We start from the raw sequence: 25,541 nt of genomic DNA, 5'->3' as shown, positions 1-25,541 counted from the left end.
GCCAGCCTACGACGTCGTGCCGCCGCGCGCGGGGCGTGGTCAGCGCAGCGCCGGCCGGTCCAGCGTCAGGGTGCCCGCGTCCGCGTCGAGCTCCGCCATGACGCCGAACGGTACGGTCAGCGCACCCTCGCAGTGCCCGAAGCCGAAGTCCTCGACGACCGGCACACCGAGGCCGCCGAGCCGGTCGGCCAGCATGGGCCGCAGCCGCTCGTAGGGCTCGCACTCGTGCCACGAACCGAGCAGCACACCGCTGACCCCGTCGAGCAGTCCGGCGCGCAGCAGCTGGGTGAGGTAGCGGTCCAGCCGGTACGTCTCCTCCCCCACGTCCTCCAGGCACAGCAGTCCGCCGCGCGCGGCGGGGCGGGCGTGCGGGGTGCCCAGTTCGGCGGCGAGCAGGGCGAGGCAGCCGCCGAGGGTGACGCCGCGCGCCCGGCCGGGGACCATGGGCGTGCCGCCGGAGGCGATCACGCGGACCGTCTCCGGGGCGAACAGGGTGGCCTTCAGGTGCTCCTGCGCCCGCGCGTTCTTGAGGAAGTCGATGCCCGCGGCCATCGGCCCGTGCAGCGTGACCAGACCCAGCCGGGCGGCGAACGCCTCGTGCAGCGCGGTGATGTCGCTGAACCCGACGAGCACCTTCGGTCCGGCCGCGCGCATCGCCTCCCAGTCGAGCAGGTCGGTCATGCGCTGGACGCCGTACCCGCCGCGGGCGCACAGCACCGCGTCCACGGACGGGTCGCACCACGCGGCCTGGAGGTCGGCGGCCCGGTCGGTGTCCGTGCCCGCGAGGTAGTCGAAGGCGTGGTGCCGGTCCAGGACGTGCGGTGCCACGACCGGGTCGAGGTCCCAGCCCCGCAGCACGTCCAGGCCCGCCTGCAGCCGCTCCTCGGGCACGGGGCCGCTGGGCGCGACGACGGCCACCCGGGCGCCGGGGGCGAGCCGGGGCGGCCGGGTCAGCTCGCTCACCTTTCTCCCCTCCCTCATCCGGTCAGCTCCAGGGTCGGGATGCCGCGCGGATCCAGGCCGAAGACCTGCGCGTAGAGGGAGAGTTCGGCCTCCAGGGCACGCACCATGGTCTCCGCCCGGCGGAACCCGTGTCCCTCGCCCTCGAAGGTGAGGTACGCGTGCGGCACTCCCCGGCCCTCCATGCGGGCGAGGAACCGCTCGCACTGCACGGGCGGGCAGATCACGTCGTCCAGGCCCTGGAGCAGCAGGAACGGTGCGGTGATCCGGTCGGCGTGCGCGGCGGGCGACCGCTCGACGTACCGGGCGGGCACCTCGGCGTACGGGCCGATGAGGCCCTCCAGGTACCGGGACTCGAAGTCGTGGGTCTCGCCCGTGCCCCAGCCGGTCAGGTCGAGGATGGGGTAGCTGACCGTACCGCAGGCGTAGACGTCGGTCGCGGTCAGCGAGGCGGCGGCCGTCCAGCCGCCCGCGCTGCCGCCCCGCACGGCGAGCCGTTCCCGGTCGGCGACGCCCTCGTCCGCGAGGGCGAGGGCGACGGCCGCGCAGTCCTCCACGTCGACGACGCCCCACTGCTCGCGCAGCCGGTTGCGGTACTCCCGGCCGTACCCGGTCGAACCGCCGTAGTTGACCTCCGCGACGCCGATGCCGCGCGAGGTGAAGTAGGCGATCTCCAGGTCGAGGACGAGGGGCGACCGGCTGGTGGGCCCTCCGTGCGCCCAGATGACGTACGGCGGCAGCTCGCCGTCCGGTGCGAGACAGGCGGGGTTGTGCGGCGGATGGAGGTGGGCGTGGATCTCCCGCCCGGCGGGGCCGGTGAACGTGCGGATCCGCGGTCCGGGGTAGTACGCCGGGTCCACGGCGTCGTCGTGCGGAGCGCCGACGACCCGGGCCCGGCCGGTACGGGCGTCCAGCTCGACCACCTCGTAGGCGCTGCGCGGGCTCGCCCCGACGGCCACGACCCTCTCGCCGTCGGCGGCGAGCGTGGCCGCGAACTCGGTCCAGGGGCCCGCCGCGTCGACGACCTCGCCGGTCTCGGGGTCGAGTATGCCGAGGGCGGTGGCTCCCCGGCCGTGCACGACGGCGATCAGGCCGCTGTCCAGCGGCGCGAACCAGCGCTGCCCGAGCTTCCACAGCGGCCCGCCGAACTCCTCCTCGCGGGTGCACAGCGGCTGCCCGTCGCGGTAGAGGTTCCACCAGCCGGTGCGGTCGGAGGCGTACAGCAGGGCGCCGTCCGGGGCCCAGTCCGTCTGGGCGATCGACTCCTCGGGCCCGCCGGCGATCGTCCGGGCGTCCCGGAACGTGCCCTCCGGGCCGACCTCCGCGACGATCAGTTCGGTGCCGTCCCAGGGCATGCGCGGATGGTCCCAGGCGAGCCAGGCCGCGCGCCGCCCGTCGGGCGAGAGGCGGGGGCCGGTGACGAAGCGGTGCCGGTCGCCGGTGAGTTCGCGGACCGCGTCCCGGTCGTCGGCAGCCGAGCCGTCCAGCGGCACCGCCGCCGGGACGCGGCGCACGTCGCCGGGCCCGTCGCCGGTGAACTCCTCCAGGACGCACCACACCTCGCCGCGCTCGGCACGCACGTCCGGCTCCGCCCACCGCAGCCCGCCGCCCAGCGTCGAGACGGGCGTGAGCGGACGCGGCTCGGCGCCGCCCGGCCGGTAGGCGTACAGCCGCTGGTCGGCGAAGTTCACGAAGACCACCAGCGGCCCGGACTCCGTCGTGAGTGCGGCCCAGGGCCGGCCGCCGTACTCGATGACGCGGCTGCGGACATTCCACGGCGCGGGCAGCACCGGCTCCTCGGTGCCGTCGGGAAGCCGCCGCACCAGGGTGCGCCGCCCGCCCTCGGCGGGCCGGGGCGCGGTCCACCACACCTCGTCACCGACGAGGCCCACGTCGTCGGGCCGTCCGTCGTGCGCGGCGGCGAGGGCCGCGTCGACGGGTGAGGGCCACGATCCGTACGCCAGGGTCTGCACTGACTCGCCCACTTCTCCTCCAGGTCTCGTCGGGCAGGCGCTACGCCGTGCGCAGGAAACGGTCGAGGACGCGGACGCCGAAGTGCAGCGCGTCGACGGGGACGCGTTCGTCGACACCGTGGAAGAGGGCCTGGTAGTCGAAGCCCTCGGGCAGCCTCAGCGGCGCGAAACCGTAGCCGGTGATGCCGAGGCGTGAGAACTGCTTGGCGTCCGTGCCGCCGGACATGCAGTAGGGCACCACGTGCCCCTCCGGGGCGAACTCCTCGACGGCGGCGCGCATCCGGGCGTACGTCGGCGAGTCCACCGGCGACTGGAGGGCGACCTCGCGGTGGGCGAACTCCCAGTCCACGTCCGGCCCGGTGAGCCGGTCGAGGGTGCTGCGGAACTCGTCCTCCAAGCCGTGCAGGAAGCGCCCGTCGACGTATGCGACGGCCTGCCCGGGGATGACGTTGACCTTGTAACCGGCGTCCAGCATGGTCGGGTTGCTGCTGTTGCGGACGGTGGACTCGACCAGCCCGGCGGCGGGTCCGAGCTTGTCCAGCAGCGCGTCGACGTCGCGCAGGTCGGTCTCGATGCCGTAGACGGCGGCGAGTTCGGTGAGGGCGGCGCGCACGGTCGGGGTCAGCCGCAGCGGCCACTCGTGGCCGCCGATGCGGGTGATCGCCGCGGCGAGCCGGGTGACCGCGTTCTCCCGGTTCACCTTGGACCCGTGTCCGGCCCGCCCCCGTGCGGTGAGCTTGAGCCAGCCCGTGCCGCGCTCACCGGCGGCGATCGGGTAGAACTGGCGGCCGGCGCCGTCGTGGAAGGTGAACGCCCCCGACTCGCTGACACCCTCGGTGCAGCCCTCGAACAGCGCGGCGTGCCGGTCGGCGAGGAAGCCGGAGCCGTCCTCGGCGCTGGCCTCCTCGTCCGCGGTGAACGCGATGACGACGTCGCGCCGGGGGCGTACCCCCTGCCGGGCCCAGTCGCGCACGACGGCCAGGATCATCGCGTCCATGTTCTTCATGTCGACGGCGCCGCGCCCCCAGACGACCCCGTCGCGGATCTCCCCGGAGAACGGGTGCACGCTCCAGTCGGCGGCCTCGGCGGGCACCACGTCCAGATGGCCGTGCACGAGCAGCGCTCCGGCCGACGGGTCGGTGCCCTCGATCCGGGCGACGACGTTGGTGCGGCCCTCGGTCCGCTCCAGCAGCGTGGGTTCGATCCCCGCCTCGGCGAGCCGCGCGGCGGCGTACTCGGCGGCGGGCCGCTCCCGGCAGTCGCCGCCGCCCCGGTTCGTCGTGTCGATCCGGATCAGCTCGGAGGTGAACCGCACGACCTCGTCCAGCGCCCGCGCGTCCACGCCCTCGGGACTCTCAGCCATACTGCTCCTCCACCGCGGCCGAGGCGATCGTGGTGACCGCCTTGAAGGTGCGGATCGCCTCGAACATGGTGTCGTGGGTGTACGCCACCTTCCGCTCCCCGATGCGGGCCACGCCCGGCACGACGGTCGAGGCCGCCGCCAGGTGCTCGGCGTCGAACTCCACCGCGACGGTGAAGGGCCCGCCGCTCACCGGCTCGTGCCGCACCGCGAGCGCCGCCGCCTCCTTTGCCGCCGCCCGGATGTCGCCGGCGGTCCTGGCCGGCGTACGGCACACGGCCGCGTACCGCGACACATGGTCCTTGACCGCGACCTTCAGCGCCTCGGGCGCGTACCCCAGCGCGTCCTCGCACGCCACGTCGTCCCCGGTGACCAGCACCACCGGCACCCCGTACTCGGCGACGACGTGCGCGTTGAGCAGCCCCTCGCTGGCCCGTACGTCGTTCAGCCACACGCCGGTGATCTGGTTGGCCAGGTAGGTGTGCGCGAGGACGCCCTCCATGCCGGCGCCCGCGTGGTACCCGATGAACGCGATGCCGTCCACGTCCCCGTGCTGGACGCCCTCCACCATGGACAGCGCCTTGTGCCGGCCGGTGAGCATCTGCGTCCGCTCGTCGAGCTGCTCCAGGAGCAGGTTGCGCATGGTCCAGTGCGCCTCGTTGACGAGCACCTCGTCGGCACCGCCGTCGAGGAAACCCAGCACGGCGGCGTTCACGTCCGAGGTGAACATCGACCGGCACCGCTCCCACTGCGGCGTCCCCGGCAGCACGTCGGCCGGCCAGGTGACACCGGTGGCGCCTTCCATGTCGGCGCTGATGAGGATCTTCATGCCTCGAAACCGTACGCGCTGCCCGGCCGCCTCGGCCAGAGCTGTGGATAACTATCGGTGGTCCGGACCACTGAACTCACCTCGTACGGGCTACGACCAGCTCTTTCCACGCGATCGGCCGGTCGTGGAGCGGCGGCTGCCCGACGCCGGCCCGCGCCCGACCGACGTGCCGGGCGGGTGCGCGAGCCTCGGATGCGGCGCCTGCGGCAGGGCGCAGGCGCCGCTCCCGCCGCAGGCTCGGAACGGGCTCGACGCCTGCCCCGGGAATGCACGCGCCGGGCTCGCTCACCACCCGGCGCGTCCGTCACTCGCGCCGCCCCGCCACCACCCACGTCGACGGCAGTTCGATCCGTGTGCCGTCCGGTGTGTACTCCGTGGTGAACAGAGGGAGTTGACCGCTCGCCAGGACGGTGAGGCCGGCCGCGCCCAGGTACTCCGGTACCGCCTCGTCGGGGATCGCGCCGGGGGTCAGGCCGTGCCGCAGGACGGGCGCCAGCTTGGCCGGGGGCCCCTCGGGCCCCCGGGCCAGTCCCGTCAGCACGGTCCCGGCCTCCTGGGACGGTTCCACCAGGAAGGCGCGGCCGCGTACGCCGACGAGTGCGGCGAGGGCGTCGGCCAGTGGCCGGCGGTCGTCGGGCTCGCACTGGTGCAGGACGCCCCGCACGTAGACGTTGGCGTCGCCCAGCTCCGCGTGCAGCGTTTCCGCCTCGGCCTTGTCGGCGGCGTCCAGTTGCCGGTACACCGCCTGGCCGGCGGGGTCGGCGTGGCGGGCGTGGTCGAGGGCGGCGGTGGCCAGGTCGGCGCCGACGACGTGCGGGAAGCGGTCCGCGAAGTACCGGGTCTGGGTGCCGTTGCCGCAGCCGAGGTCTATCAACGGCAGGCCGGGGTCGGTCAGGTGCGGCTCGAAGTACGCCAGGTGCCGCCCGGCGGTCAGCATGGGCTCCGCGTCCCAGAACACCGCCCCCTGGCCTCCGGGCGCCTCGCTCCAGAAGCTCTCCCAGGCGTTCCGGTACCGATTCGTGACGCTCATGCCCGTCTCCCCAGGTGCGACGTACGGCCCGCCGGAGTGACGGGCCCGTACGGTGTATCGCGCCCGGCGCACGGCCACAAGCGCCCGGCGCACACCTTTGTCGGACAGGCAAACCCTGCGCGCCCCCTGACGGCGTGTGACGACTCAGCGGCGGGGCAGCGTCAGCTCGAACCACACGGTCTTGCCCGCCTTCGTACGGCTCGCGCCCCATTCACGGGCGAGGGTGCTGACCACGCGCAGCCCGCGCCCGGTCTCGTCGTCGGGACCGGCGCCGCGCAGTGCCGGCAGTTCGTGGTCGTCGTCGTCCACCTCGCACAGCAGCGTGTCGGCGCGGACCAGGCGCAGCTCGACGGGGCGGGTGTGGGCGTGCCGCAGGGCGTTGGTGACGAGCTCGCTGACCATCAGTTCGGCGGCGTCGGCCACGTTCGCGGGCAGCGCCCAGTCGTGGAGTTGCTCGCGGACCGCCGCCCGGGCCCGGCCGGCCTCGGCCGGGTGGCGGTCGATGCGCCATGCGGCGACGGCGTCGGGCTCGATGCCGCCCAGCCGTGCCATCAGCAGGGCCACGTCGTCCCTGCGGCCCCCGTGGGTGCCCAGCGCGCGGATGATGGTGTCGCAGGCGTCGTCCATGGAGGCGGCCGGGTGGGCGGCGGACTCGCAGAGGGTGGCGAGGCCGACGCCGATGTCCTCGCCGCGCACCTCCACCAGGCCGTCGGTGCACATCACCAGCCGGTCGCCGGGCTCCACCCGCACGCGTACCGTTTCGAAGGGCACCCCGCCGACGCCGATCGGCGCCCCGGTGGGCAGGTCGAGCAGCTCGCCGGCACCGTCCTGGGCGCGGACCAGGACGGGCGGGATGTGGCCGGCGTTGGCGAGGTGCAGTTCCCCGGCGATGGGGTCGTAGACGACGTACAGGCAGGTCGCCAGGTGGGTGTCGCCGAGCCGCTGGGCGAGGTCGTCGAGGTGGCGCAGCAGTTGGGCGGGCGGCAGGTCGAGGCCGGCCATGGTCTGCACGGCGGTGCGCAACTGGCCCATCATGGCGGCCGAGTTGAGTCCGTGGCCCATCACGTCGCCGACGACGAGGGCGGTGCGGGCGCCGGGCAGCTTGACCGAGTCGAACCAGTCGCCGCCGACACGGCCGAGGAGGGTGCCGGGCAGGTAGCGGGTGGAGATGTCACAGCCGGCCATGTGCTCCGGGATGTGCGGGAGCATGCTGTCCTGGAGCGTCTCGGCGACGTTCTCCTGGTACGTGTACATGCGCGCGTTGTCGAGTACGAGGCCCGCGCGGGCGGCGAGTTCGGCGCCGGTAACCCGGTCCATGTCGTTGAAGACGGGCCGCTCCGGGTGTCGGAGAAGGATCATGAAGCCCAGGACGACGTCGCGCGCCTTCAGGGGCACCAGCAGCATCGAGCGGCCCGTGATGAGCGGCCGGATGTCCCGCTTCTCGAACTGGGAGGCGATGGAGTGGCCCATCTCCTCGCTGATGCGGGGCACCAGGACGGGTTCGCCGGTGGTCATGCACTGGAAGAAGGGGGTGTGCGCCGGGAACGGCATGGCCTCGCCGACCGGTACGACGTCGTCCCAGCGGCCGGGTTCGTCGGTGTGTTCCAGGGCGACCCGGTGCCACACCGTCGTCGTGTCCGGCACACCGTCGGGGAATCCCTCGCCGGCGACGACCTGCTCCCGCAGATAGGTGCCGGCGACGTCGGTGAAGCGGGGGACGACGGCCCGGCTGACCTCGACGACGGTCCGGGAGAGGTCGAGCGAGGTGCCGATGCGTCCGCTGACCTCGTTGAGGAACTCCAGGCGTTCGCGGACGGCCGCGTACTCCAGGTCCTCGGCCTCGTCCCGCAGGTCCTCCGGCACCGGCTCGCCGGCCGCGAGTGCCCGGGCCGCCCGCTCGCGGCGCGCCCTGCGCCCGGCGCGCCGGGGCACGCCCCAGTCGGGGGTGACGGGCACCCGGTCGTTCCGGCTGAACTCCAGGATCGGGTAGCCCAGTTCGAGGACCTGCGCGACGATGCGGGCGCTCTCGCCGACGCTCATGCTGGGCAGGATCTCGGGGAGGCGGCGGGCGAGTTCGTCGGCGCCGGGGAAGTCGGTGTGCAGCGCGAAGCCGGGTGCGATCCGCTCGACGGTCGCCTCCCCGGCGCTCCCGCCGGCGAAGTCCCGCCGCAGCCCGTCCGCGTCGGCGGCCAGCACGAGCAGCCGTTCCGGGCCGGGCCCCACCAGGGGGTACGCCCACCACAGCACGTCGACGCGGTCGTTGCCCGGGACGGTCAGGCGGGCCCGGCCCGCCGCCGGGTAGGACAGCTGTCCGTCGAGGGAGGTCGCCAGGCCGGGTCCGAAGCCGTCGTAGGCCGCCGCGGACGAGCCGTACGCGGTGGCGTCCTCCGCGTCGGGGAGCGCACCCGAGACGGGCAGCAGGTCGGGGGCGGGCCGGCCGATCGCCTCCTCCTTGGGCAGGGCGAACAGCCGTCGTGCGCCCCGGCTCCAGTGGGAGACCAGTCCGTCGCGGTCGACCACGACGACGGCCAGCGGGACACGGCCGGCCACTGGGTCGGCGGGTACGGCGCCGGGTCCGGCCCGGCGGCCTGGAGGTGTGTCCCGCTCGGTGCCATGGTCCATGGCGTCAGGCCCTCTCTCCCCACGGCTCCGCAGGATCTGTGTCGCCGTCACCACCGTACGGCGGTGGCCGGTGACCAGGTGCGGCAACGGGGGAATTGGTGGCGCGCGAACACACCGGCGCGCGCCCGCGCGCCGGTGTCCGGTCTCAGTCCTCGTGCCCGAGTTGGAGGTCGCGTTCCGTGCGGCCGCCGCCGGCCATCTGGAGCACGGTCGCGACGGGCGGGTAGCCGGCGGCGATGACGGTGTACTCGCCGGACGACAGGTCGACGAACCGGAAGGTGCCGTCCGGCCCGGTGGTCAGCGTGTCCACCACGTTGCCGGCCGCGTCGAGCAGCGTCACGCGCGCGTCCTCCACGGCCCGTCCCCCGCCGGCCCGCACGGTGCCGCGCAGCACGGCGCCGCCGGCCAGCTCGATGTCCTGGCGGGTCTCCCGGGCGGCCTGGACACTGACGGGCAGCGCGGCCGGGCGGAAGGCGGGGGCGCTGCCGGCGAGGGTGTACTCACCGGCCACCAGCTCGGTGATGACGTAACCGCCCTCCCGGCCGCTGCGGGTGGTGGCGACGACCTCGCCGTGGACGTTGGTGAGCGTGACGATCGCGTCGCGCACGGGGCTGCCGTCCGCGGTGAGCACGTTGCCGGCGAGGCGCCCGGCGCCGCCGAGGACCACGTCCAGTTCCACTGGGCGTTCGCCGACGGTCACGGAGACCGCCTGCGGCTGGTGACCGCCGGCCGCGGCGATCAGGACGTACGACCCCGAGCCGGGCGTGGCCAGCGCGTAGCGGCCGTCGTCGCCGCTGGCGCCCCGGCCGATCTGCTGTCCGCCGACGTTGATGAGGGTGAGCGCCGCGCGGGGCACGACGGTCCCGTCGGGGTGCTGCACCGTGCCGCAGACGGGGATGCCGGCGGCGTACGGCGACCGGGCCTGCGGGACGGGGGCGACGTGCTGCGCGGTCTCCGGCTCGGTGACGGGGGCGTTGTGGGACACCAGGGGTTTCTCCTTGAGGAAGCAGGCGATGAGCAGCCCGAGGACGAGTACCGGTACCAGGTAGAGGAAGATCCGCGGCATGGCGTCGGCGTACGCCCCGATGTAGGCCTCGCGCAGCGCCGGGGGCAGGGAGTGGACGAGCTCCGGGGTGATGGCCTCGGCGTCGGGCAGTCCGGCGCCCGCCTCGGCGGGGAGCCGGTCGGTCAGGGCGTCGGTGAGCCGGTCGGCGAAGAGGGTGCCGAAGACGGCCGCGCCGACGCTGCCGCCGATCTGCCGGAAGTAGTTGTTGGCACTGGTGGCGGTGCCGAGGTCGGCGGGACGCACGGAGTTCTGCACGGCGAGGACCAGGACCGGCATCACCATGCCGATTCCGGCGCCGAGGACGGCCATCCAGATGCTGTAGTTCAGGCGGGGTGTGTCGGCGTCGAGCCGGGACAGGAGCCACATGCCGACGACGGACAGGGCGCTGCCGAGGATCGGGTGGGACCGGTAGTGCCCGGTACGGCTGATGAGTTGCCCGGAGATGATCGAGGCACCGACGATGCCGCCCATCATCGGCAGCATCAGCAGACCGGACTCGGTGGCGGTGGCGCCGTCGACCATCTGCAGGAAGGTCGGCAGATAGCTGGCGGCGCCGAACAGGGCGACACCGATGACGAGGCCGACCAGGCCGGTGACGTTGAAGACGGAGTCCCGGAACAGCCGCAGCGGGATCAGCGGTTCGGGCGCGAAGTGCTCGGCGACCAGGAAGAGGAGGGTCGCCCCGGCCGCTCCGGCGGCGAGGCCGAGAATGACCTCGGAGCCCCACTCGTACTCCGTGCCGCCCCAGCTGGTGAGCAGCACCAGGCAGGTGGAGGCGGCGGCGAGCAGCAGCGCGCCGAGGATGTCGAGGCGGGCCCTGGCCCGCGGTTTGGGGAGCTTCAGGACGACGGCGACGACGGCCATGGTGACCAGGCCGAAGGGCACGTTGATGTAGAAGCACCAGCGCCAGGACAGGTGGTCGGTGAAGTAGCCGCCCAGCAGGGGGCCGGCGACCGAGGCGAGTCCGAAGGCGGCGCCGATCAGGCCCATGAACCGGCCGCGTTCGCGGGGCGGCACGATGTCCGCGATGATCGCCTGCACGCCGATCATCAGGCCGCCCGCGCCGACGCCCTGCACGGCGCGGAAGGCGATCAGCTGGTCCATGGTCTGGGCCCGGCCGGCGAGTGCCGAGCCGACGACGAAGACCAGGATGGCGAACTGGAAGACGCCCTTGCGTCCGAAGAGGTCACCGAGCTTGCCGTAGATCGGCAGGCCGACGGTGGAGGTGAGCAGGTAGGCGGTGATCGCCCAGGACATCTTGTCCAGGCCGTGCAGCTCGCCGACGATCTTCGGCAGCGCCGTGGCGACGATCATCTGCTCCAGGGCGGCGAGCAGCAGGGCCAGCATCAGCCCGACGAAGACCAGCCGGACCCGGCGCGGACTCAGCCCGGCGTCCCACTCCGGCCCGGGGGCGGGGGGCTCGGGAGGCGTCGGGGGTGCCGCGGCCGGTTCCTCCTGCACCAGAGTGATCCCGCCCACGCGCCGCTCCCCTCGTCACACCTGCTCACAATTGCCGCCAGATGCGACAACTGCGAACAAGTGCGAAAAGTTACGGCACGCAACGGTATCCCGCGGGGATCACTCGAACCGGTGAGGCCGCCGACGGCCGCTCAACGACCGTACGCGGCTTGCCCTTTGGCTACTTCTCGACCTCGGCGGCGAGCTTGGCGAGCATCGCGTCGTAGATCCGGGCGAGCCCCTTGGGCGCGAAGGTCTTCTCGAAGAAGCCGCCGATGCCGCCGGCACCCTGCCAGGTGGTGGCGACGACCACCCGGGACCTGCCCTCCCCGGCAGGGGTGACCCGCCAGGTGGTGACCATGGAGGAGTTGCGGTCCTTCTCGACGAGTTCACCGTCCGTCGGCTCGGTGACCTCCAGCAGGCAGTCGCGGACGCGCTTGCTGGTGGCCTGGAGCTTCCAGTGCACGAGGGTGCCCTCGCCGTCGCCGCCCTCGCGGACCTCGTACTCGCTGAAGTGCTCGGGCAGCAGCTTCGCGCGGGTGCCGCTGTAGTCGGCGAGGGTGTCGAACACCGTCTCCGCGTCCGCCGCGACGATCCGCTCCGTCTCCGCCTCGACCTGCGCCATCGGGTTCCTCCAGGGCCTGGTTCTCGGGGTCGGGGCAAGCCAACCACCCCACCGCCCGGCCACCAAATCGGGGGGCGCGAAGCGGCTCCGCGCGACTCGTCCGCACGATCAAGGGAACATGTGTTCTATTGTGTGGGCGCAGTACTACCGAGGAGGCGCCATGCGCTGGGAGAACCTCACGGACTCCGACCACGCCCGGGCCGCCGACCCCGCGCTTTTCGGCGCGGACGCGGTCACCACCCGCACGTTCGACACGCCCGAGTTCCGCGGCATCACCTTCCACGAGGTGCGGGCCCGCTCGATCCTCAACCGCGTGCCGGGCGCCTCGCGCATGCCGTTCGAATGGACGGTGAACCCCTACCGGGGCTGCACGCACGCGTGCGTGTACTGCTTCGCGCGCAAGACGCACGGCTATCTGGACCTGGACACGGGACTCGGTTTCGACTCCCAGATCGTCGTCAAGGTGAACGCGCCCGAGCTGCTGCGACGCCAGCTGGCGTCGCGCCGCTGGCAGGGCGAGCACGTGGCGATGGGCACCAACGTCGACTGCTACCAGCGCGCCGAGGGCCGCTACCGGCTGATGCCGGGCATCATCACGGCCCTCACCGAGCGGGCCAACCCCTTCTCGATCCTGACCAAGGGCACGCTGATCCTGCGCGACCTGGACCTGCTGACGCGGGCGGCACGGGTGACGGACGTGGGGATCTCGGTCTCGGTCGGCTTCACCGACCCCGAGCTGTGGCGCACCGTGGAACCGGGGACGCCCGCGCCGGTACGCCGCCTGGAGGTCGTACGGACCCTCGGCGAGCACGGCATCGGCTGCGGGGTGCTGATGGCACCGGTCATCCCGTTCCTGAGCGACGAGCCGGCCCAACTGCGCGCGACGGTGCGGGCGATCGCCGCCGCCGGCGCCACGTCGGTGACGCCCCTGGTGCTGCATCTGCGGCCGGGCGCCCGGGAGTGGTTCATGGCCTGGCTCGGACAGCACCACCCGCACCTGGTACGCCGGTACGAGCGGCTGTACGCGGAGGGCGCCTACGCCCCGAAGTGGTACCAGCGCCGAGTCACGCGCCAGGTGCACGACCTGGCCCGGGAGTACGGCATCGGACCCACGCGCGCGGGGACGCCGCGGCGGATCACGCCGCCGGAACCTGAGGCCGAGCCCACGCCGGCCGAGCCGATCCAGCTCTCCCTCATCTGAGAGCGGACACCCCGGCGCGTGGCCGCACGCCACGGCAGGCGCACCACTTTCCGCGGCGGTCCCTCCGCACCGGGCCGGTCGTTCTTCCGCGTCGCGGACCAGGAGCGGCCGGCAGGTCGTCAGGCCCGCGATGCGGCGGTGGCTCCCTGTCCCGCTGCCCGGCCACCTTGGCCCCAACCTCCGCCACCAGGGCGACACCAGGGGGCAGGCCGGGTCCCGACGCGAACGGCCATCCGCGTCCCGCGCGCCCGACCACGGCCTCACCCCCGGCGGTCGCGTACCGGCGCTCCCCGGTGTTCAAAGGGTGGGAACACATCTGGACGGCAACCCGGTCGAATCGCCGTAGTCGTCGAAGTCGGCGGCGTGGCCGCCGAGCTGCCGGTCTCCGCCGGTCCACCATGGACGCATGAGTGAACTGACCAGGATTCCCGCCCCCGAGGGCGTCGCGCCCGCCGCCCAGTACACCCATGTCGTCCTCGGCACCGGGCGGTTCGTGGCCGTCTCCGGCCAACTCGCGCTGGACGAGGACGGCAAGCTCGTCGGCGAGGACGATCCGGCGGCTCAGGCCCGCCAGGTCTTCGAGAACCTGCGGCGGTGTCTGGCGGCGGCCGGGGCGACCTTCGACGACGTGGTGAAGCTGACCTTCTTCGTCACGGACATGGCACACATGTCCGCGATCCGCGCGGCCCGCGCCGAGCACATACCCGACGACCGGCTCCCGGCCGCGTCGGCGGTACAGGTCGCCTCACTGGTCCGGCCGGAGTTCCTGATGGAGATCGAGGCGTTCGCGGTCGTGGCCCCGTGAGCGGGCCCCGGGTCCGGGTGCGGGAGATGGAGCTCGTCGACTGCGACCGCGTGTCCGCGATCCGCGTCCGTGGCTGGCGGACGGCGTACCGGGGCCTCGTGCCGCAGCCGTACCTGGACGGGCTCGACGTGAGCGAGGACGCCGAACGGCGCCGCGACTTCCTCACCCGTGCCCCGGACGGCGTGGTGAACCTGGTCGCCGAGGACGACACGGGCCATGTCGTCGGCTGGGCCTGCCACGGTCCGTACCGGAGCGGCGAACCGCACCCTGCCGACGCGGAGTTGTACGCCCTCTACGTCGACACCGCGTGCTTCGGCACCGGAGTCGGACGGGCCCTGCTCCGGGAGTCGGTGCGCCGGAGCGCGGCCGCCGGGCACGCACGCATGCTGCTGTGGGTGCTCGAGGGCAACGCCCGCGCCCGGCGCTTCTACGAACGGGCGGGTTTCCGCGCCGACGGTGCCGAGGAGCCGTTCGAGGTGGAGGGGGTCTCGGTACCCGAGGTGCGGTACACCAGAGACCTGACCGGCTGACGGCTCACCGCTGCCCCGGAATGCGCGCCAGCGCCCGCACCGCCGCCTCGGCCAGCGCCGGGTGGGCGAGCGCGTCGTTCAGGACGGGGCCTGCCCGGTCGTCGCCGAGGGTGCCGAGGCCCTCGACGCAGGCGAGCGCCACGCGCCGGTACGGGTCGTGCGGGCGCAGCCGTCGCTCCAGCGTGGTGATGAGGGCGGGCACGGACTCGGGAGCCCGCAGTTCGACCAGCAGCCGCACCGGGTGCAGGGCGTAGGCGACCCGTAGTTCGTTGGTGGCGAGGGCGGCGGCGGCGCGGGCGGTGCGGGGGTCGCCGAGCCGGGCGAGTGCGTGGGCGGCGGAGGCGCAGCGGGGTGGGTCGCGGTGGTTCAGCAGCAGCACGAGGGACTCGAAGGCCCGCCGGTCCCCCGCCACGCCCAGCCGGAACGCGGCCAGTTCCCGGGCCCAGAGCGGGTGTCCGGGCTCGGTGAGCACCGCGGCCAGTTCGTCCGGGTCCCCGGTCGCCACGAGACGGTCGTACGCCGCCGGGGCACCCGGCGCGTCGCCCGACTCGGCCCGTAAGCGCTCCGTGAGCGCTCGCAACTCTTCGTCCATGACACCGAGGTTAGGGGCGTCACAGGGCGCGTGGGACGTACATCACGAACACCGGGGGCTGGCGCGCTCGTTACCCGCGAGTTAAGCTCAGACGAGCGAGTTACCCACTCGCCGCAACTCCTCCCGGTGGCCTGGTGACGCAGCCGCCGTGAGAGCAGTCGGTTCGGTATCCGGGTGTCCCCGGTACCGCAGTACGACTCGGCCTCGGGACAGGGCCGGTCGGAAACCGCCGCCGGACGGCGTGTGCACGCCCTCCGACGCGGCACCGGGCGTGTGCGCCAGTCGGCCCGGCACCACCCGCACTTCCTTCCTCACGCACCCGGTACGCCCCTTCGCGTATCCGGGCGTGTTCCCGTCGTCACCCTCATTCCTGGAGTCCCGCGATGGCCACTCCCCTGTCCGACACCCCTCTGTCCCCGCTCCGGACCATCGCCGTCGTCGGCCTCGGCACCATGGGCACCGGCATCGCCGAGGTCCTGGCCCGGGCCGGCCGTGACGTCGTCGGCATCGACATCAGCGAGGCGCAGGCCGCGACGGCCGTCGCCGCGCTGGAGTCCTCCACCGCCCGCGCCGTCGAGCGCGGACGCCTCACCGAGCGGGAGCGCGCCGACGCCCTCGCCCGGATCCGCACCTCCACCGACCTGCGGGCGGCCGCCGACGCCGACCTGGTGATCGAGGTGACCCCGGAGTCGTACGAGATCAAGCAGCAGGTGTTCCGGGACCTGGACGGGATCGTGCGTCCCGGGACGATCCTGGCGACCGGCACCAACGCGCTGTCCGTGACGCGGCTGGCCGCCGACTCGGCCCGCCCGGAGCGGGTGCTGGGCCTGCACTTCTTCAACCCGGCCCCCGCGATGAAGCTGGTGGAGGTCGTCTCCTCGGTACTGACCGCGCCGGGCGCCGTCACGGCGGTCACCGACCTCGCGCTGGACCTCGGCAAGGAGCCCGTCGCGGTCGGTGACCGGCCCGGGTTCGTCGCCGACGGCCTGCTGTTCGGGTACCTCAACCAGGCCGCGGCGATGTACGAGGCGAACTACGCCTCCCGCGAGGACATCGACGCCGCGATGCGGCTCGGCTGCGGCCTGCCGATGGGGCCGCTGGCCCTGCTGGACCTGATCGGCGTGGACACCGCGCGTAGGGTCCTGGAGGCCATGTACGCCGCCTCCCACGACCGTCTGCACGCCCCGGCGCCGATCCTGAGGCAGCTCAGCGAGGCGGGTCTGACGGGCCGCAAGGCGGGGCGCGGCTTCTACACCTACGAGGCGCCGGGCAGCGCGGCCGTCGTGCCGGACGCGCTGACCCCGAGCGCGGGTGGCGGTCCAGTGACCGGCCGTCCCGTCCGCGCGGTGGGCGTCGCGGGCTCGGGCACCATGGCGTCCGGCATCGCCGAGGTGTTCGCGAAGGCCGGCTACGAGGTCGTGCTCGCCGCCCGCAGCGCGGAGAAGGCGGTGACGGCCAAGGCCCGGATCGGCAAGTCCCTGGCCCGCAGCGTCGACAAGGGCCGGCTGACCGCCGAGGCCGCCGCGCGGACGCTGGAACGGATCACGCCGACCGGTACGTACGACGACTTCGCCGACGTCGACCTGGCGCTGGAGGCGGTCGCCGAGGACCTGGAGGTCAAGCGGCAGCTGTTCGCCACGCTGGACAAGGTCTGCAAGCCGGGCGCGGTGCTGGCCACCACCACGTCCTCGCTGCCCGTGGTCGCCTGCGCCCGCGCCACCTCGCGTCCGCAGGACGTGATCGGCATGCACTTCTTCAACCCCGCGCCGGCCATGAAGCTGGTCGAGGTGGTGCGCACCGTGCTGACGGCGGACGACGTGCACGCCACCGTCCGCGAGGTCTGCGCGAAGATCCGCAAGCACGCCGTGGACTGCGGCGACCGGGCCGGGTTCATCGTGAACGCGCTGCTGTTCCCGTACCTCAACAACGCCGTGAAGATGGTCCAGGAGCACTACGCGACGCTCGACGACATCGACGCGGCGATGAAGCTGGGCGGTGGCTATCCGATGGGCCCCTTCGAGCTGCTGGACGTGGTCGGTCTGGACGTCTCGCTCGCCATCGAGAAGGTCCTGCACCGCGAGTTCCGCGACCCGGGCCTGGCCCCGGCGCCGCTGCTGGAGCACCTGGTGGCCGCGGGCTGCCTCGGCCGCAAGACGGGCCGCGGCTTCCGCGAGTATGCCCGCCGCTGAATCCGGCCCCGGCGACCGGTTCCGGTCCGGGGAGGACTGGGGCGGACTGCTCGGCCCGGGCGGGTTTCCGCCGCCCTCCCCGGGCGAGTCTCCCCCGGCCTCCCCGGGCGGGTCGCCCCGGCCCTTCCCGGGCGGATCTCCCCGGCCCTTCCCGGGCGGATCTCCCCGGCCCTTCCCGGGCGGATCTCCCCGGCCCTCCTCGGGCCGGGGAATCCCCGGTCACGCGCATGATTGCGGGCACATGCAGTACGTTCATGGCATGTCCCAGCCCGCCAAGTCCTCACGTACACCAGCCACGCCCGACGCGCCGGAGAGCGCGGCCGGCAGCCGAGCCGCCGCGCAGCGGCTCAAAATGCGCCGGGAGCTGGCGGCGGCGGCGATGGAGCTGTTCGCGACCAAGGGGTACGAGGCGACCACCGTCGACGAGATCGCGGCGCAGGCCGGGGTCGCCCGCCGCACCTTCTTCCGTCACTTCCGCTCCAAGGAAGAGGCGATCTTCCCGGACCACGACGACACCCTGGTCCGCGCCGAGGCGGTGCTCAACGCGGCGCCCGCGCACGAGCACCCGCTCGACACGGTGTGCCGGGGTATCAAGGAAGTCATGAAGATGTACGCGGCCCGGCCGGAGATCTCGGTCGCCCGCTACAAGCTGACGCGTGAGGTACCCACCCTGCGCGAGGCCGAGATCGCGTCGGTGGCCCGCTACGAGCGCCTGTTCACCCGCTATCTGCTCGGCCACTTCGACGAGCACGCGCACGACGACGACGCCAACGACGACCCGCTGCTGGCCGAGGTCGCCGCGTCCGCCGTGGTCACCGCCCACAACCACGTGCTGCGACGCTGGCTGCGGGCGGGCGGGCAGGGGGACGTGGAGACCCAGCTCGACCACGCTTTCGCGATCGTCCGCAAGACGTTCGGCACGGGCATCGGTGCCGGGCGCGGCACGGCCTCCGCCGCGCGGCCGGCCGCCTCGTCGGCCTCCGTGCAGGGCGAAGTGCTGGTGACCGTCGCGCGCACCGACGCGCCACTGCACGAGGTGATGCGCACCATCGAGCAGGCGCTCAAGGAGCGCTGAACCCGCTTCGTCCGCTGTGACAACGGCCACCCGTCGGGTGGCCGTTTTCGCGTGCCCGCGCCCCTTTTGGGCGGCCCCTTGACCCCTGTCCGATCGATCATCGCTCATCTGTCGCGTAAAGATTTCATCTGAGAGCATTTTCTGGCACTCAGTGCCTTGCGGGGTGACACGGGGTGTCATACGTTGAAGGTGTTCGGGCTGTCCCCGCACCTCATCCCCTGCGCGCCCGAGCGCCTGCGTCACAGGCACCCTCACCCACCCTCATCAGCACCGACGTACCCCCCAGCGCCCCTCCCTCGGGGCGCTCACCGCCGGAGGCAACACCGTGACCGTGAAGGACATCCTGGACGCGATCCAGTCGACCGACTCCACACCGGCCGACATCGCCGCCCTGCCGCTGCCCGAGTCGTACCGCGCGATCACCGTGCACAAGGACGAGACCGAGATGTTCGCGGGCCTCGAAACCCGCGACAAGGACCCGCGCAAGTCGATCCACCTGGACGAGGTGCCGGTGCCCGAGCTGGGCCCCGGCGAGGCCCTGGTCGCCGTGATGGCCTCCTCGGTCAACTACAACTCGGTGTGGACCTCGATCTTCGAGCCGCTGTCCACGTTCGGGTTCCTGGAGCGCTACGGCCGCACCAACGAGCTGGCCAAGCGCCACGACCTGCCGTACCACATCATCGGCTCCGACCTCGCGGGCGTCGTCCTGCGCACCGGCCCGGGCGTCAACGCCTGGCAGCCCGGCGACGAGGTCGTCGCGCACTGCCTCTCCGTCGAGCTGGAGTCGTCCGACGGCCACAACGACACGATGCTCGACCCCGAGCAGCGGATCTGGGGCTTCGAGACCAACTTCGGCGGTCTCGCCGAGATCGCGCTGGTGAAGTCCAACCAGCTGATGCCGAAGCCGGACCACCTCAGCTGGGAGGAGGCCGCGGCCCCCGGCCTGGTCAACTCCACCGCCTACCGCCAGCTGGTCTCCCGCAACGGCGCCGGCATGAAGCAGGGCGACAACGTGCTCATCTGGGGCGCGAGCGGTGGCCTCGGCTCCTACGCCACCCAGTTCGCGCTGGCCGGCGGCGCCAACCCGATCTGCGTCGTCTCCAGCGAGCAGAAGGCGGACATCTGCCGGGCGATGGGCGCCGAGGCGATCATCGACCGCAGCGCCGAGGGCTACAGGTTCTGGAAGGACGAGCAGACCCAGGACCCCAAGGAGTGGAAGCGCTTCGGCAAGCGCATCCGCGAACTCACCGGCGGCGAGGACATCGACATCGTCTTCGAGCACCCCGGCCGCGAGACCTTCGGCGCCTCCGTCTTCGTCACCCGCAAGGGCGGCACCATCACCACCTGCGCCTCCACCTCGGGCTACATGCACGAGTACGACAACCGCTACCTGTGGATGTCCCTGAAGCGCATCATCGGCTCCCACTTCGCCAACTACCGCGAGGCCTGGGAGGCCAACCGCCTCATCGCCAAGGGCAAGATCCACCCGACCCTCTCCAAGGTGTACTCCCTGGAGGACACCGGCCAGGCCGCCCACGACGTCCACCGCAACGCCCACCAGGGCAAGGTCGGCGTGCTGTGCATGGCGCCCGAGGAGGGCCTGGGCGTGCGCGACCAGGAGAAGCGCGCCCGGCACCTCGAGGCCATCAACCGCTTCCGGAACATCTGAGGACGGCGGAGGCCACACATGACTGAGCGTCAGAAGGACCGGCCGTGGCTCATGCGTACCTACGCCGGTCACTCCACGGCCGAGGCGTCCAACGAGCTGTACCGGCGCAACCTCGCCAAGGGGCAGACGGGCCTGTCGGTCGCGTTCGACCTGCCGACCCAGACCGGCTACGACTCCGACCACGTCCTCGCCCGCGGCGAGGTCGGCCGGGTCGGCGTGCCGATCGCGCACCTGGGTGACATGCGCCGGCTGTTCCAGGACATCCCCCTGGAGCAGATGAACACCTCGATGACCATCAACGCCACGGCCATGTGGCTGCTGGCGCTCTACCAGGTCGTCGCCGAGGAGCAGGGCGCGGACATCACCCGGCTCCAGGGCACGACCCAGAACGACATCGTCAAGGAGTACCTGTCCCGGGGGACGCACGTCTTCCCGCCGGGGCCCTCGCTCCGCCTGACGACGGACATGATCGCGTACACGGTCTCCCACCTCCCGAAGTGGAACCCGATCAACATCTGCAGCTACCACCTGCAGGAGGCGGGCGCCACGCCGGTCCAGGAGATCGCGTACGCGATGTCCACCGCTATCGCCGTGCTCGACGCCGTGCGTGACTCCGGCCAGGTGCCCCAGGAGCGCATGGGTGACGTGGTCGGCCGCATCTCCTTCTTCGTGAACGCGGGCGTCCGCTTCGTCGAGGAGATGTGCAAGATGCGGGCCTTCGGCCGCATCTGGGACCGCGTCACGCGCGAGCGCTACGGCATCGAGAACCCCAAGCACCGCCGCTTCCGCTACGGCGTCCAGGTCAACTCCCTGGGACTGACGGAAGCCCAGCCCGAGAACAACGTCCAGCGGATCGTCCTGGAGATGCTGGCCGTCACCCTCTCCAAGGACGCCCGCGCGCGTGCCGTGCAGCTGCCGGCCTGGAACGAGGCGCTGGGCCTGCCCCGGCCCTGGGACCAGCAGTGGTCGCTGCGCATCCAGCAGGTGCTGGCGTACGAGAGCGACCTGCTGGAGTACGGCGACCTCTTCGAGGGCTCGAAGGTGGTCGAGGCGAAGGTCGACGAGCTGGTCGGGGAGGCGTTCACCGAGATCGAGCGCATCCAGGAGATGGGCGGCGCGATGGCCGCCGTCGAGTCCGGCTACCTCAAGTCGCAGCTGGTCGCCTCGCACGCCGAGCGCCGGGCCCGGATCGAGTCCGGCGAGGAGAAGATCATCGGGGTCAACGCCTTCGAGGGCACGGAGCCGAACCCGCTGACCACCGACCTGGACACCGCCATACAGACGGTCGACCCGGCGGTGGAGGCCCGCGTCATCGCCTCCCTCCAGCACTGGCGCGACACCCGCTATCAGCCGCCCTTCAACCACCCGCGCCCCTGCAAGGCCCTGGAGAAGCTGAAGGAGGCCGCCAAGGGCACCGACAACCTCATGGAGGCCACCCTGGAGTGCGCCCGCGCCGGCGTCACGACCGGCGAGTGGGCCGGGGCGCTGCGCGAGGTGTTCGGCGAGTTCCGCGCGCCGACCGGGGTGTCCTCGGCGCCGGTCGCGGTCGCCGCCGAGGAGGGCTCCGCCCTGTCCGGGGTGCGCCGGAAGGTGGACCTGACGGCGAAGGACCTCGGCGTCGGCAAGCTGCGCTTCCTGGTCGGCAAGCCCGGCCTGGACGGTCACTCCAACGGCGCCGAGCAGATCGCCGTGCGGGCCCGCGACGCCGGGTTCGAGGTGGTCTACCAGGGCATCCGGCTCACCCCGGAGCAGATCGTGGACGCCGCCCTCGCCGAGGACGTGCACGCGGTGGGCCTGTCCATCCTCTCCGGCTCGCACGCCCAGCTCGTCCCGGACGTGCTGGAAAGGCTCCGTGTGGCCGGTGCCACAGATATACCGGTGATCGCCGGTGGCATCATCCCGAACGGTGACGCCGAAGAACTGCGGGCCGCGGGAGTGGCCGCGGTCTTCACCCCGAAGGACTTCGACATCACGGGAATCATCGGCCGGATCGTCGACGAGATCCGGAACGCGAACAAGCTCGACCCCCTGGAGGTCCCCGCATGACGACAGTCGACCGCCTTCGCCCCCGCCGCTCCTGCCTGGCGGTCCCGGGAAGCAACCCCCGCTTCCTGGAGAAGGCCCAGGGCCTCCCGGCCGACCAGGTCTTCCTGGACCTGGAGGACGCCTGCGCGCCGCTCGCCAAGCCGGAGGCCCGGCACACCATCGTCAAGTTCCTCAACGAGGGCGACTGGACCGGCAAGACCCGCGTCGTGCGCGTCAACGACTGGACGACCGAGTGGACGTACCGCGACGTCGTGACCGTCGTCGAGGGCGCCGGCCCGAACCTCGACTGCATCATGCTGCCGAAGGTCCAGGACGCCCAGCAGATCGTCGCCCTCGACCTCCTCCTCACCCAGATCGAGAAGACGATGGGCTTCGAGGTCGGCCGCATCGGCATCGAGGCGCAGATCGAGAACGCGCGGGGCCTGAACAACGTCAACGAGATCGCGCAGGCCTCCCCGCGCGTGGAGACCATCATCTTCGGCCCGGCCGACTTCATGGCGTCCATCAACATGAAGTCCCTGGTCGTGGGCGAGCAGCCGCCCGGCTACCCGGCGGACGCCTACCACTACATCCTGATGAAGATCCTGATGGCCGCCCGCGCCAACGACCTCCAGGCGATCGACGGCCCCTACCTCCAGATCCGCAACGTGGAGGGCTACCGCGAGGTCGCCCAGCGCGCCGCCGCCCTCGGCTTCGACGGCAAGTGGGTGCTGCACCCGGGCCAGGTCGAGGCGTCCAACGAGATCTTCTCGCCCTCCCAGGAGGACTACGACCACGCCGAGCTGATCCTGGACGCGTACGACTACTACACCTCCGAGGCGGGCGGCAAGAAGGGCTCCGCGATGCTCGGCGACGAGATGATCGACGAGGCCAGCCGCAAGATGGCCCTGGTGATCTCCGGCAAGGGACGTGCGGCCGGCATGCGGCGCACCAGCAAGTTCGAGATCCCGGAGGGCTGAGGGCGATGCAGTTCGGACGCACCTACGAGGAGTTCGAGGTCGGGGCGACGTACAAGCACTGGCCCGGGAAGACGGTCACCGAGTACGACGACCACCTCTTCTGCCTCCTCACCATGAACCACCACCCGCTCCACATGGACACGAACTACGCCGAGAAGACGACGGACTTCGGCAAGAACGTGGTGGTCGGCAACTACGTCTACTCGCTCCTGCTCGGCATGTCGGTCCCGGACATCTCCGGCAAGGCGATCGCCAACCTGGAGATCGAGTCGCTCAAGCACGTGGCGCCGACCTTCCACGGCGACACGCTCTACGGCCAGACCACCGTCCTGGACAAGTGGCCGTCGAAGTCGAAGAACGACCGCGGCATCGTCCACGTCGAGACCAAGGGCTACAAGCAGGACGGCACGCTGGTCTGCGTCTTCCGCCGCAAGGTGATGGTGCCCACCGAGACGTACGTCAAGGAGCGCGGCGGCGAGCAGCCCGGCCGGCCCGAGCTGAAGGAACAGGGGAAGTAGATGAGCCGCCTCGCCCAGACCCACGGCCTCACGGACGTCCAGCGGGAGATCCTCTCCACCGTCCGCGACTTCGTGGACAAGGAGATCATCCCGGTCGCCACCGAGCTGGAGCACCGGGACGAGTACCCGCAGGACATCGTCGACGGGCTGAAGGAGCTCGGCCTGTTCGGCCTGATGATCCCGGAGGAGTACGGGGGCCTGGGCGAGTCGCTCCTCACCTACGCGCTGTGCGTGGAGGAGATCGCCCGGGGCTGGATGTCGGTGTCCGGCATCATCAACACGCACTTCATCGTGGCGTACATGCTCAAGCAGCACGGCACGCAGGAGCAGAAGGACCACTTCCTCCCCCGTATGGCCGCCGGGGACATCCGGGGCGCCTTCTCGATGTCCGAGCCCGCGCTCGGCTCGGACGTGTCGGCGATCTCCTCGAAGGCGGTGAAGGACGGCGAGGAGTACGTCCTGAACGGCCAGAAGATGTGGCTGACGAACGGCGGCACGTCGTCCCTGGTGGCCGTTCTCGTGAAGAGTGACGAGGGTCACCCCGAGGGCACGGCCCCGCACAAGTCGATGACGACCTTCCTCGTGGAGAAGGAGCCCGGCTTCGGCGAGGTCCGGCCCGGACTGACCATCCCGGGCAAGATCGACAAGATGGGCTACAAGGGCGTCGACACCACCGAGCTCATCATGGACGGCCTGCGCATTCCGGCCAATCGCGTGCTCGGCGGAGTCACCGGCCGAGGTTTTTACCAAATGATGGACGGTGTCGAGGTCGGCCGCGTCAATGTGGCGGCACGTGGTTGCGGCGTCGCCCAGCGCGCCTTCGAGCTGGGTGTGCGATACGCCCAGCAGCGTCACACTTTCGGCAAGCAGATCGCCCAGCACCAGGCCATTCAGTTCAAGCTCGCGGAGATGGCTACCAAGGTGGAGGCGGCTCATGCGATGATGGTGAATGCTGCACGCAAAAAGGACTCGGGCGAACGAAACGACCTGGAAGCGGGTATGGCCAAGTACCTCGCCTCCGAATACTGCAAGGAGGTCGTGGAGGACGCTTTCCGAATCCACGGCGGGTACGGCTTCTCCAAGGAGTACGAGATCGAGCGCCTCTACCGCGAGGCCCCGATGCTGCTCATCGGTGAAGGCACCGCCGAGATCCAGAAAATGATCATCGGCCGCCGACTGCTCGAAGAGTATCGATTCCAGGGTTAGATGTCCGGATACGGGGTGTTTTCTTGGAGAAGAAGGTCACACCCCGTAGGCACTGTTCGGCCGCCGACTCGGCTTCCTGGCTTACCCAGTTGCGGCAGGAAGCCGCTACGATCGCCGGAAAGCCGCCGTCCCCCGTCGAAGCGCGGCATCATCCGCTACGAAGGTCATCCATGCCCCACAGCCAAACCTCTGCATCTCGCGACAGCCTGGCCGGCGTACGCCTCGCGCGTGGAGCATCGCCGTGGCTTCTGCCGACCGTCGCCACCGCAGCCGTCAGCCTTCTCCGTGCCCGCCGTTCCGGCGCCGCCAAGGCCGTCGCCGTCCCCGCCACCGCGCTCGCGGCGGGGATGCTGTGGTTCTTCCGTGACCCCGAGCGCGAGATCACCCAGGGCCGGGTCATCTCGCCCGCCGACGGTGTGGTGCAGAGCATCATGCCGTGGAAGGACGGCCGTACCCGCGTCGCGATCTTCATGAGCCCGCTCAACGTCCACGTGAACCGGGCGCCGCTGGCCGGCGAGGTCACGTCGGTCGAGCACGTTCCCGGTGGTTTCGTTCCGGCCTTCAACAAGGAGAGCGAGAACAACGAGCGGGTGGTGTGGCACTTCGACACCGAGCTCGGCGACATCGAGATGGTCCAGATCGCCGGCGCGGTGGCCCGCCGCATCGTCCCGTACCTGCCGCAGGGCACGAAGGTCGAGCAGGGCGACCGGATCGGTCTGATCCGCTTCGGCTCGCGCGTCGACCTGTACCTGCCGGAGGGTGTGGAGGTCGCGGTCGAGGTGGGTCAGAAGACGGTGGCTGGGGTGACTCGAATTGACCGTGATTGAT

The 25,541-nt window shown here is 71.8% G+C and carries 20 protein-coding genes; 11 read left to right on the top strand and 9 right to left on the bottom strand.

Features of this window, described 5'->3' with window-relative positions:
- Positions 1–39 precede the first annotated feature (39 nt).
- The 8 genes from ACZ7G3_RS31650 to ACZ7G3_RS31615 form a co-directional block, all read right to left on the bottom strand.
- Positions 40–963, bottom strand: coding sequence for a S66 peptidase family protein (locus ACZ7G3_RS31650; protein ID WP_426597486.1), 924 nt, complete (start codon positions 961–963; stop codon positions 40–42).
- A gap of 14 nt (positions 964–977) precedes the next feature.
- On the bottom strand, positions 978–2,945 hold the full coding sequence (locus ACZ7G3_RS31645) for a prolyl oligopeptidase family serine peptidase (RefSeq protein ID WP_470929748.1): 1,968 nt from the start codon (positions 2,943–2,945) through the stop codon (positions 978–980).
- Between the two features lie 28 nt (positions 2,946–2,973).
- Positions 2,974–4,296: a M20/M25/M40 family metallo-hydrolase gene (locus ACZ7G3_RS31640; RefSeq protein ID WP_470929746.1), complete on the bottom strand. Its 1,323-nt coding sequence runs from the start codon at positions 4,294–4,296 to the stop codon at positions 2,974–2,976.
- Positions 4,289–5,122, bottom strand: a complete 834-nt coding sequence (locus ACZ7G3_RS31635; protein WP_426597489.1) for a M55 family metallopeptidase — start codon at positions 5,120–5,122, stop codon at positions 4,289–4,291. The genes ACZ7G3_RS31640 and ACZ7G3_RS31635 overlap by 8 nt, the downstream gene beginning before the upstream one ends.
- A 304-nt stretch (positions 5,123–5,426) precedes the next feature.
- Positions 5,427–6,152 (bottom strand): class I SAM-dependent methyltransferase, encoded by a 726-nt coding sequence (locus tag ACZ7G3_RS31630; protein ID WP_426597490.1) that lies wholly within the window; start codon positions 6,150–6,152, stop codon positions 5,427–5,429.
- Positions 6,153–6,296: 144 nt separating this feature from the next.
- Positions 6,297–8,774 carry an ATP-binding SpoIIE family protein phosphatase gene (locus tag ACZ7G3_RS31625; protein WP_470929744.1) on the bottom strand — a complete coding sequence of 826 codons (2,478 nt, stop codon included), beginning with the start codon at positions 8,772–8,774 and terminating at the stop codon, positions 6,297–6,299.
- A 145-nt stretch (positions 8,775–8,919) separates the two neighbouring features.
- Positions 8,920–11,319, bottom strand: a complete 2,400-nt coding sequence (locus tag ACZ7G3_RS31620; protein ID WP_470929742.1) for an MFS transporter — start codon at positions 11,317–11,319, stop codon at positions 8,920–8,922.
- 160 nt (positions 11,320–11,479) lie between these two features.
- On the bottom strand, positions 11,480–11,923 hold the full coding sequence (locus tag ACZ7G3_RS31615; RefSeq protein ID WP_470929740.1) for an SRPBCC family protein: 444 nt from the start codon (positions 11,921–11,923) through the stop codon (positions 11,480–11,482).
- A gap of 160 nt (positions 11,924–12,083) precedes the next feature.
- Here ACZ7G3_RS31615 and ACZ7G3_RS31610 point away from each other — a divergent pair, with 160 nt between their 5' ends.
- The 3 genes from ACZ7G3_RS31610 to ACZ7G3_RS31600 all read left to right on the top strand — a co-directional run bounded on the left by ACZ7G3_RS31610 (position 12,084) and on the right by ACZ7G3_RS31600 (position 14,459).
- A complete protein-coding gene (locus tag ACZ7G3_RS31610; RefSeq protein WP_470929738.1) occupies positions 12,084–13,124 on the top strand; it encodes an Rv2578c family radical SAM protein in 1,041 nt (346 codons plus the stop codon).
- Positions 13,125–13,530: 406 nt separating this feature from the next.
- The gene (locus tag ACZ7G3_RS31605) at positions 13,531–13,929 is read left to right on the top strand and encodes a RidA family protein (protein ID WP_470929736.1); all 399 of its coding nucleotides are present in this window, start codon (positions 13,531–13,533) and stop codon (positions 13,927–13,929) included.
- Positions 13,926–14,459, top strand: a complete 534-nt coding sequence (locus ACZ7G3_RS31600) for a GNAT family N-acetyltransferase (protein WP_470929734.1) — start codon at positions 13,926–13,928, stop codon at positions 14,457–14,459. Before ACZ7G3_RS31605 ends, ACZ7G3_RS31600 begins: the two co-directional genes overlap by 4 nt.
- 4 nt (positions 14,460–14,463) lie before the next feature.
- Here the strand turns inward: ACZ7G3_RS31600 and ACZ7G3_RS31595 are convergent, their stop codons facing one another.
- On the bottom strand, positions 14,464–15,051 hold the full coding sequence (locus ACZ7G3_RS31595; RefSeq protein ID WP_470929732.1) for an adenylosuccinate lyase: 588 nt from the start codon (positions 15,049–15,051) through the stop codon (positions 14,464–14,466).
- A gap of 383 nt (positions 15,052–15,434) precedes the next feature.
- Here ACZ7G3_RS31595 and ACZ7G3_RS31590 point away from each other — a divergent pair, with 383 nt between their 5' ends.
- From ACZ7G3_RS31590 to ACZ7G3_RS31555, 8 genes are all read left to right on the top strand, one after another.
- Entirely contained in the window at positions 15,435–17,240 is a 1,806-nt protein-coding gene (locus tag ACZ7G3_RS31590) for a 3-hydroxyacyl-CoA dehydrogenase family protein (RefSeq protein WP_470929730.1), read from the top strand.
- A 259-nt stretch (positions 17,241–17,499) separates the two neighbouring features.
- On the top strand, positions 17,500–18,315 hold the full coding sequence (locus tag ACZ7G3_RS31585; protein WP_426597498.1) for a TetR family transcriptional regulator: 816 nt from the start codon (positions 17,500–17,502) through the stop codon (positions 18,313–18,315).
- A 325-nt stretch (positions 18,316–18,640) separates the two neighbouring features.
- Positions 18,641–19,984, top strand: coding sequence for a crotonyl-CoA carboxylase/reductase (ccrA, locus tag ACZ7G3_RS31580; protein ID WP_470929728.1), 1,344 nt, complete (start codon positions 18,641–18,643; stop codon positions 19,982–19,984).
- An 18-nt stretch (positions 19,985–20,002) separates the two neighbouring features.
- Positions 20,003–22,030 carry a protein meaA gene (locus ACZ7G3_RS31575; RefSeq protein ID WP_470929726.1) on the top strand — a complete coding sequence of 676 codons (2,028 nt, stop codon included), beginning with the start codon at positions 20,003–20,005 and terminating at the stop codon, positions 22,028–22,030.
- Entirely contained in the window at positions 22,027–22,989 is a 963-nt protein-coding gene (locus ACZ7G3_RS31570; RefSeq protein WP_470929724.1) for an HpcH/HpaI aldolase/citrate lyase family protein, read from the top strand. Before ACZ7G3_RS31575 ends, ACZ7G3_RS31570 begins: the two co-directional genes overlap by 4 nt.
- A 5-nt stretch (positions 22,990–22,994) precedes the next feature.
- Entirely contained in the window at positions 22,995–23,507 is a 513-nt protein-coding gene (locus ACZ7G3_RS31565; protein WP_470929722.1) for a MaoC family dehydratase, read from the top strand.
- Positions 23,508–24,713 carry an acyl-CoA dehydrogenase family protein gene (locus tag ACZ7G3_RS31560; RefSeq protein ID WP_356371758.1) on the top strand — a complete coding sequence of 402 codons (1,206 nt, stop codon included), beginning with the start codon at positions 23,508–23,510 and terminating at the stop codon, positions 24,711–24,713. It abuts the gene before it with no gap.
- A gap of 170 nt (positions 24,714–24,883) precedes the next feature.
- The gene (locus ACZ7G3_RS31555) at positions 24,884–25,540 is read left to right on the top strand and encodes a phosphatidylserine decarboxylase (protein ID WP_426517822.1); all 657 of its coding nucleotides are present in this window, start codon (positions 24,884–24,886) and stop codon (positions 25,538–25,540) included.
- Position 25,541: the final 1 nt, after the last annotated feature.

The sequence above is a fragment of the Streptomyces sp. NPDC037271 genome (assembly GCF_055603605.1).
This window is presented reverse-complemented; position numbering and strand designations above follow the sequence as displayed.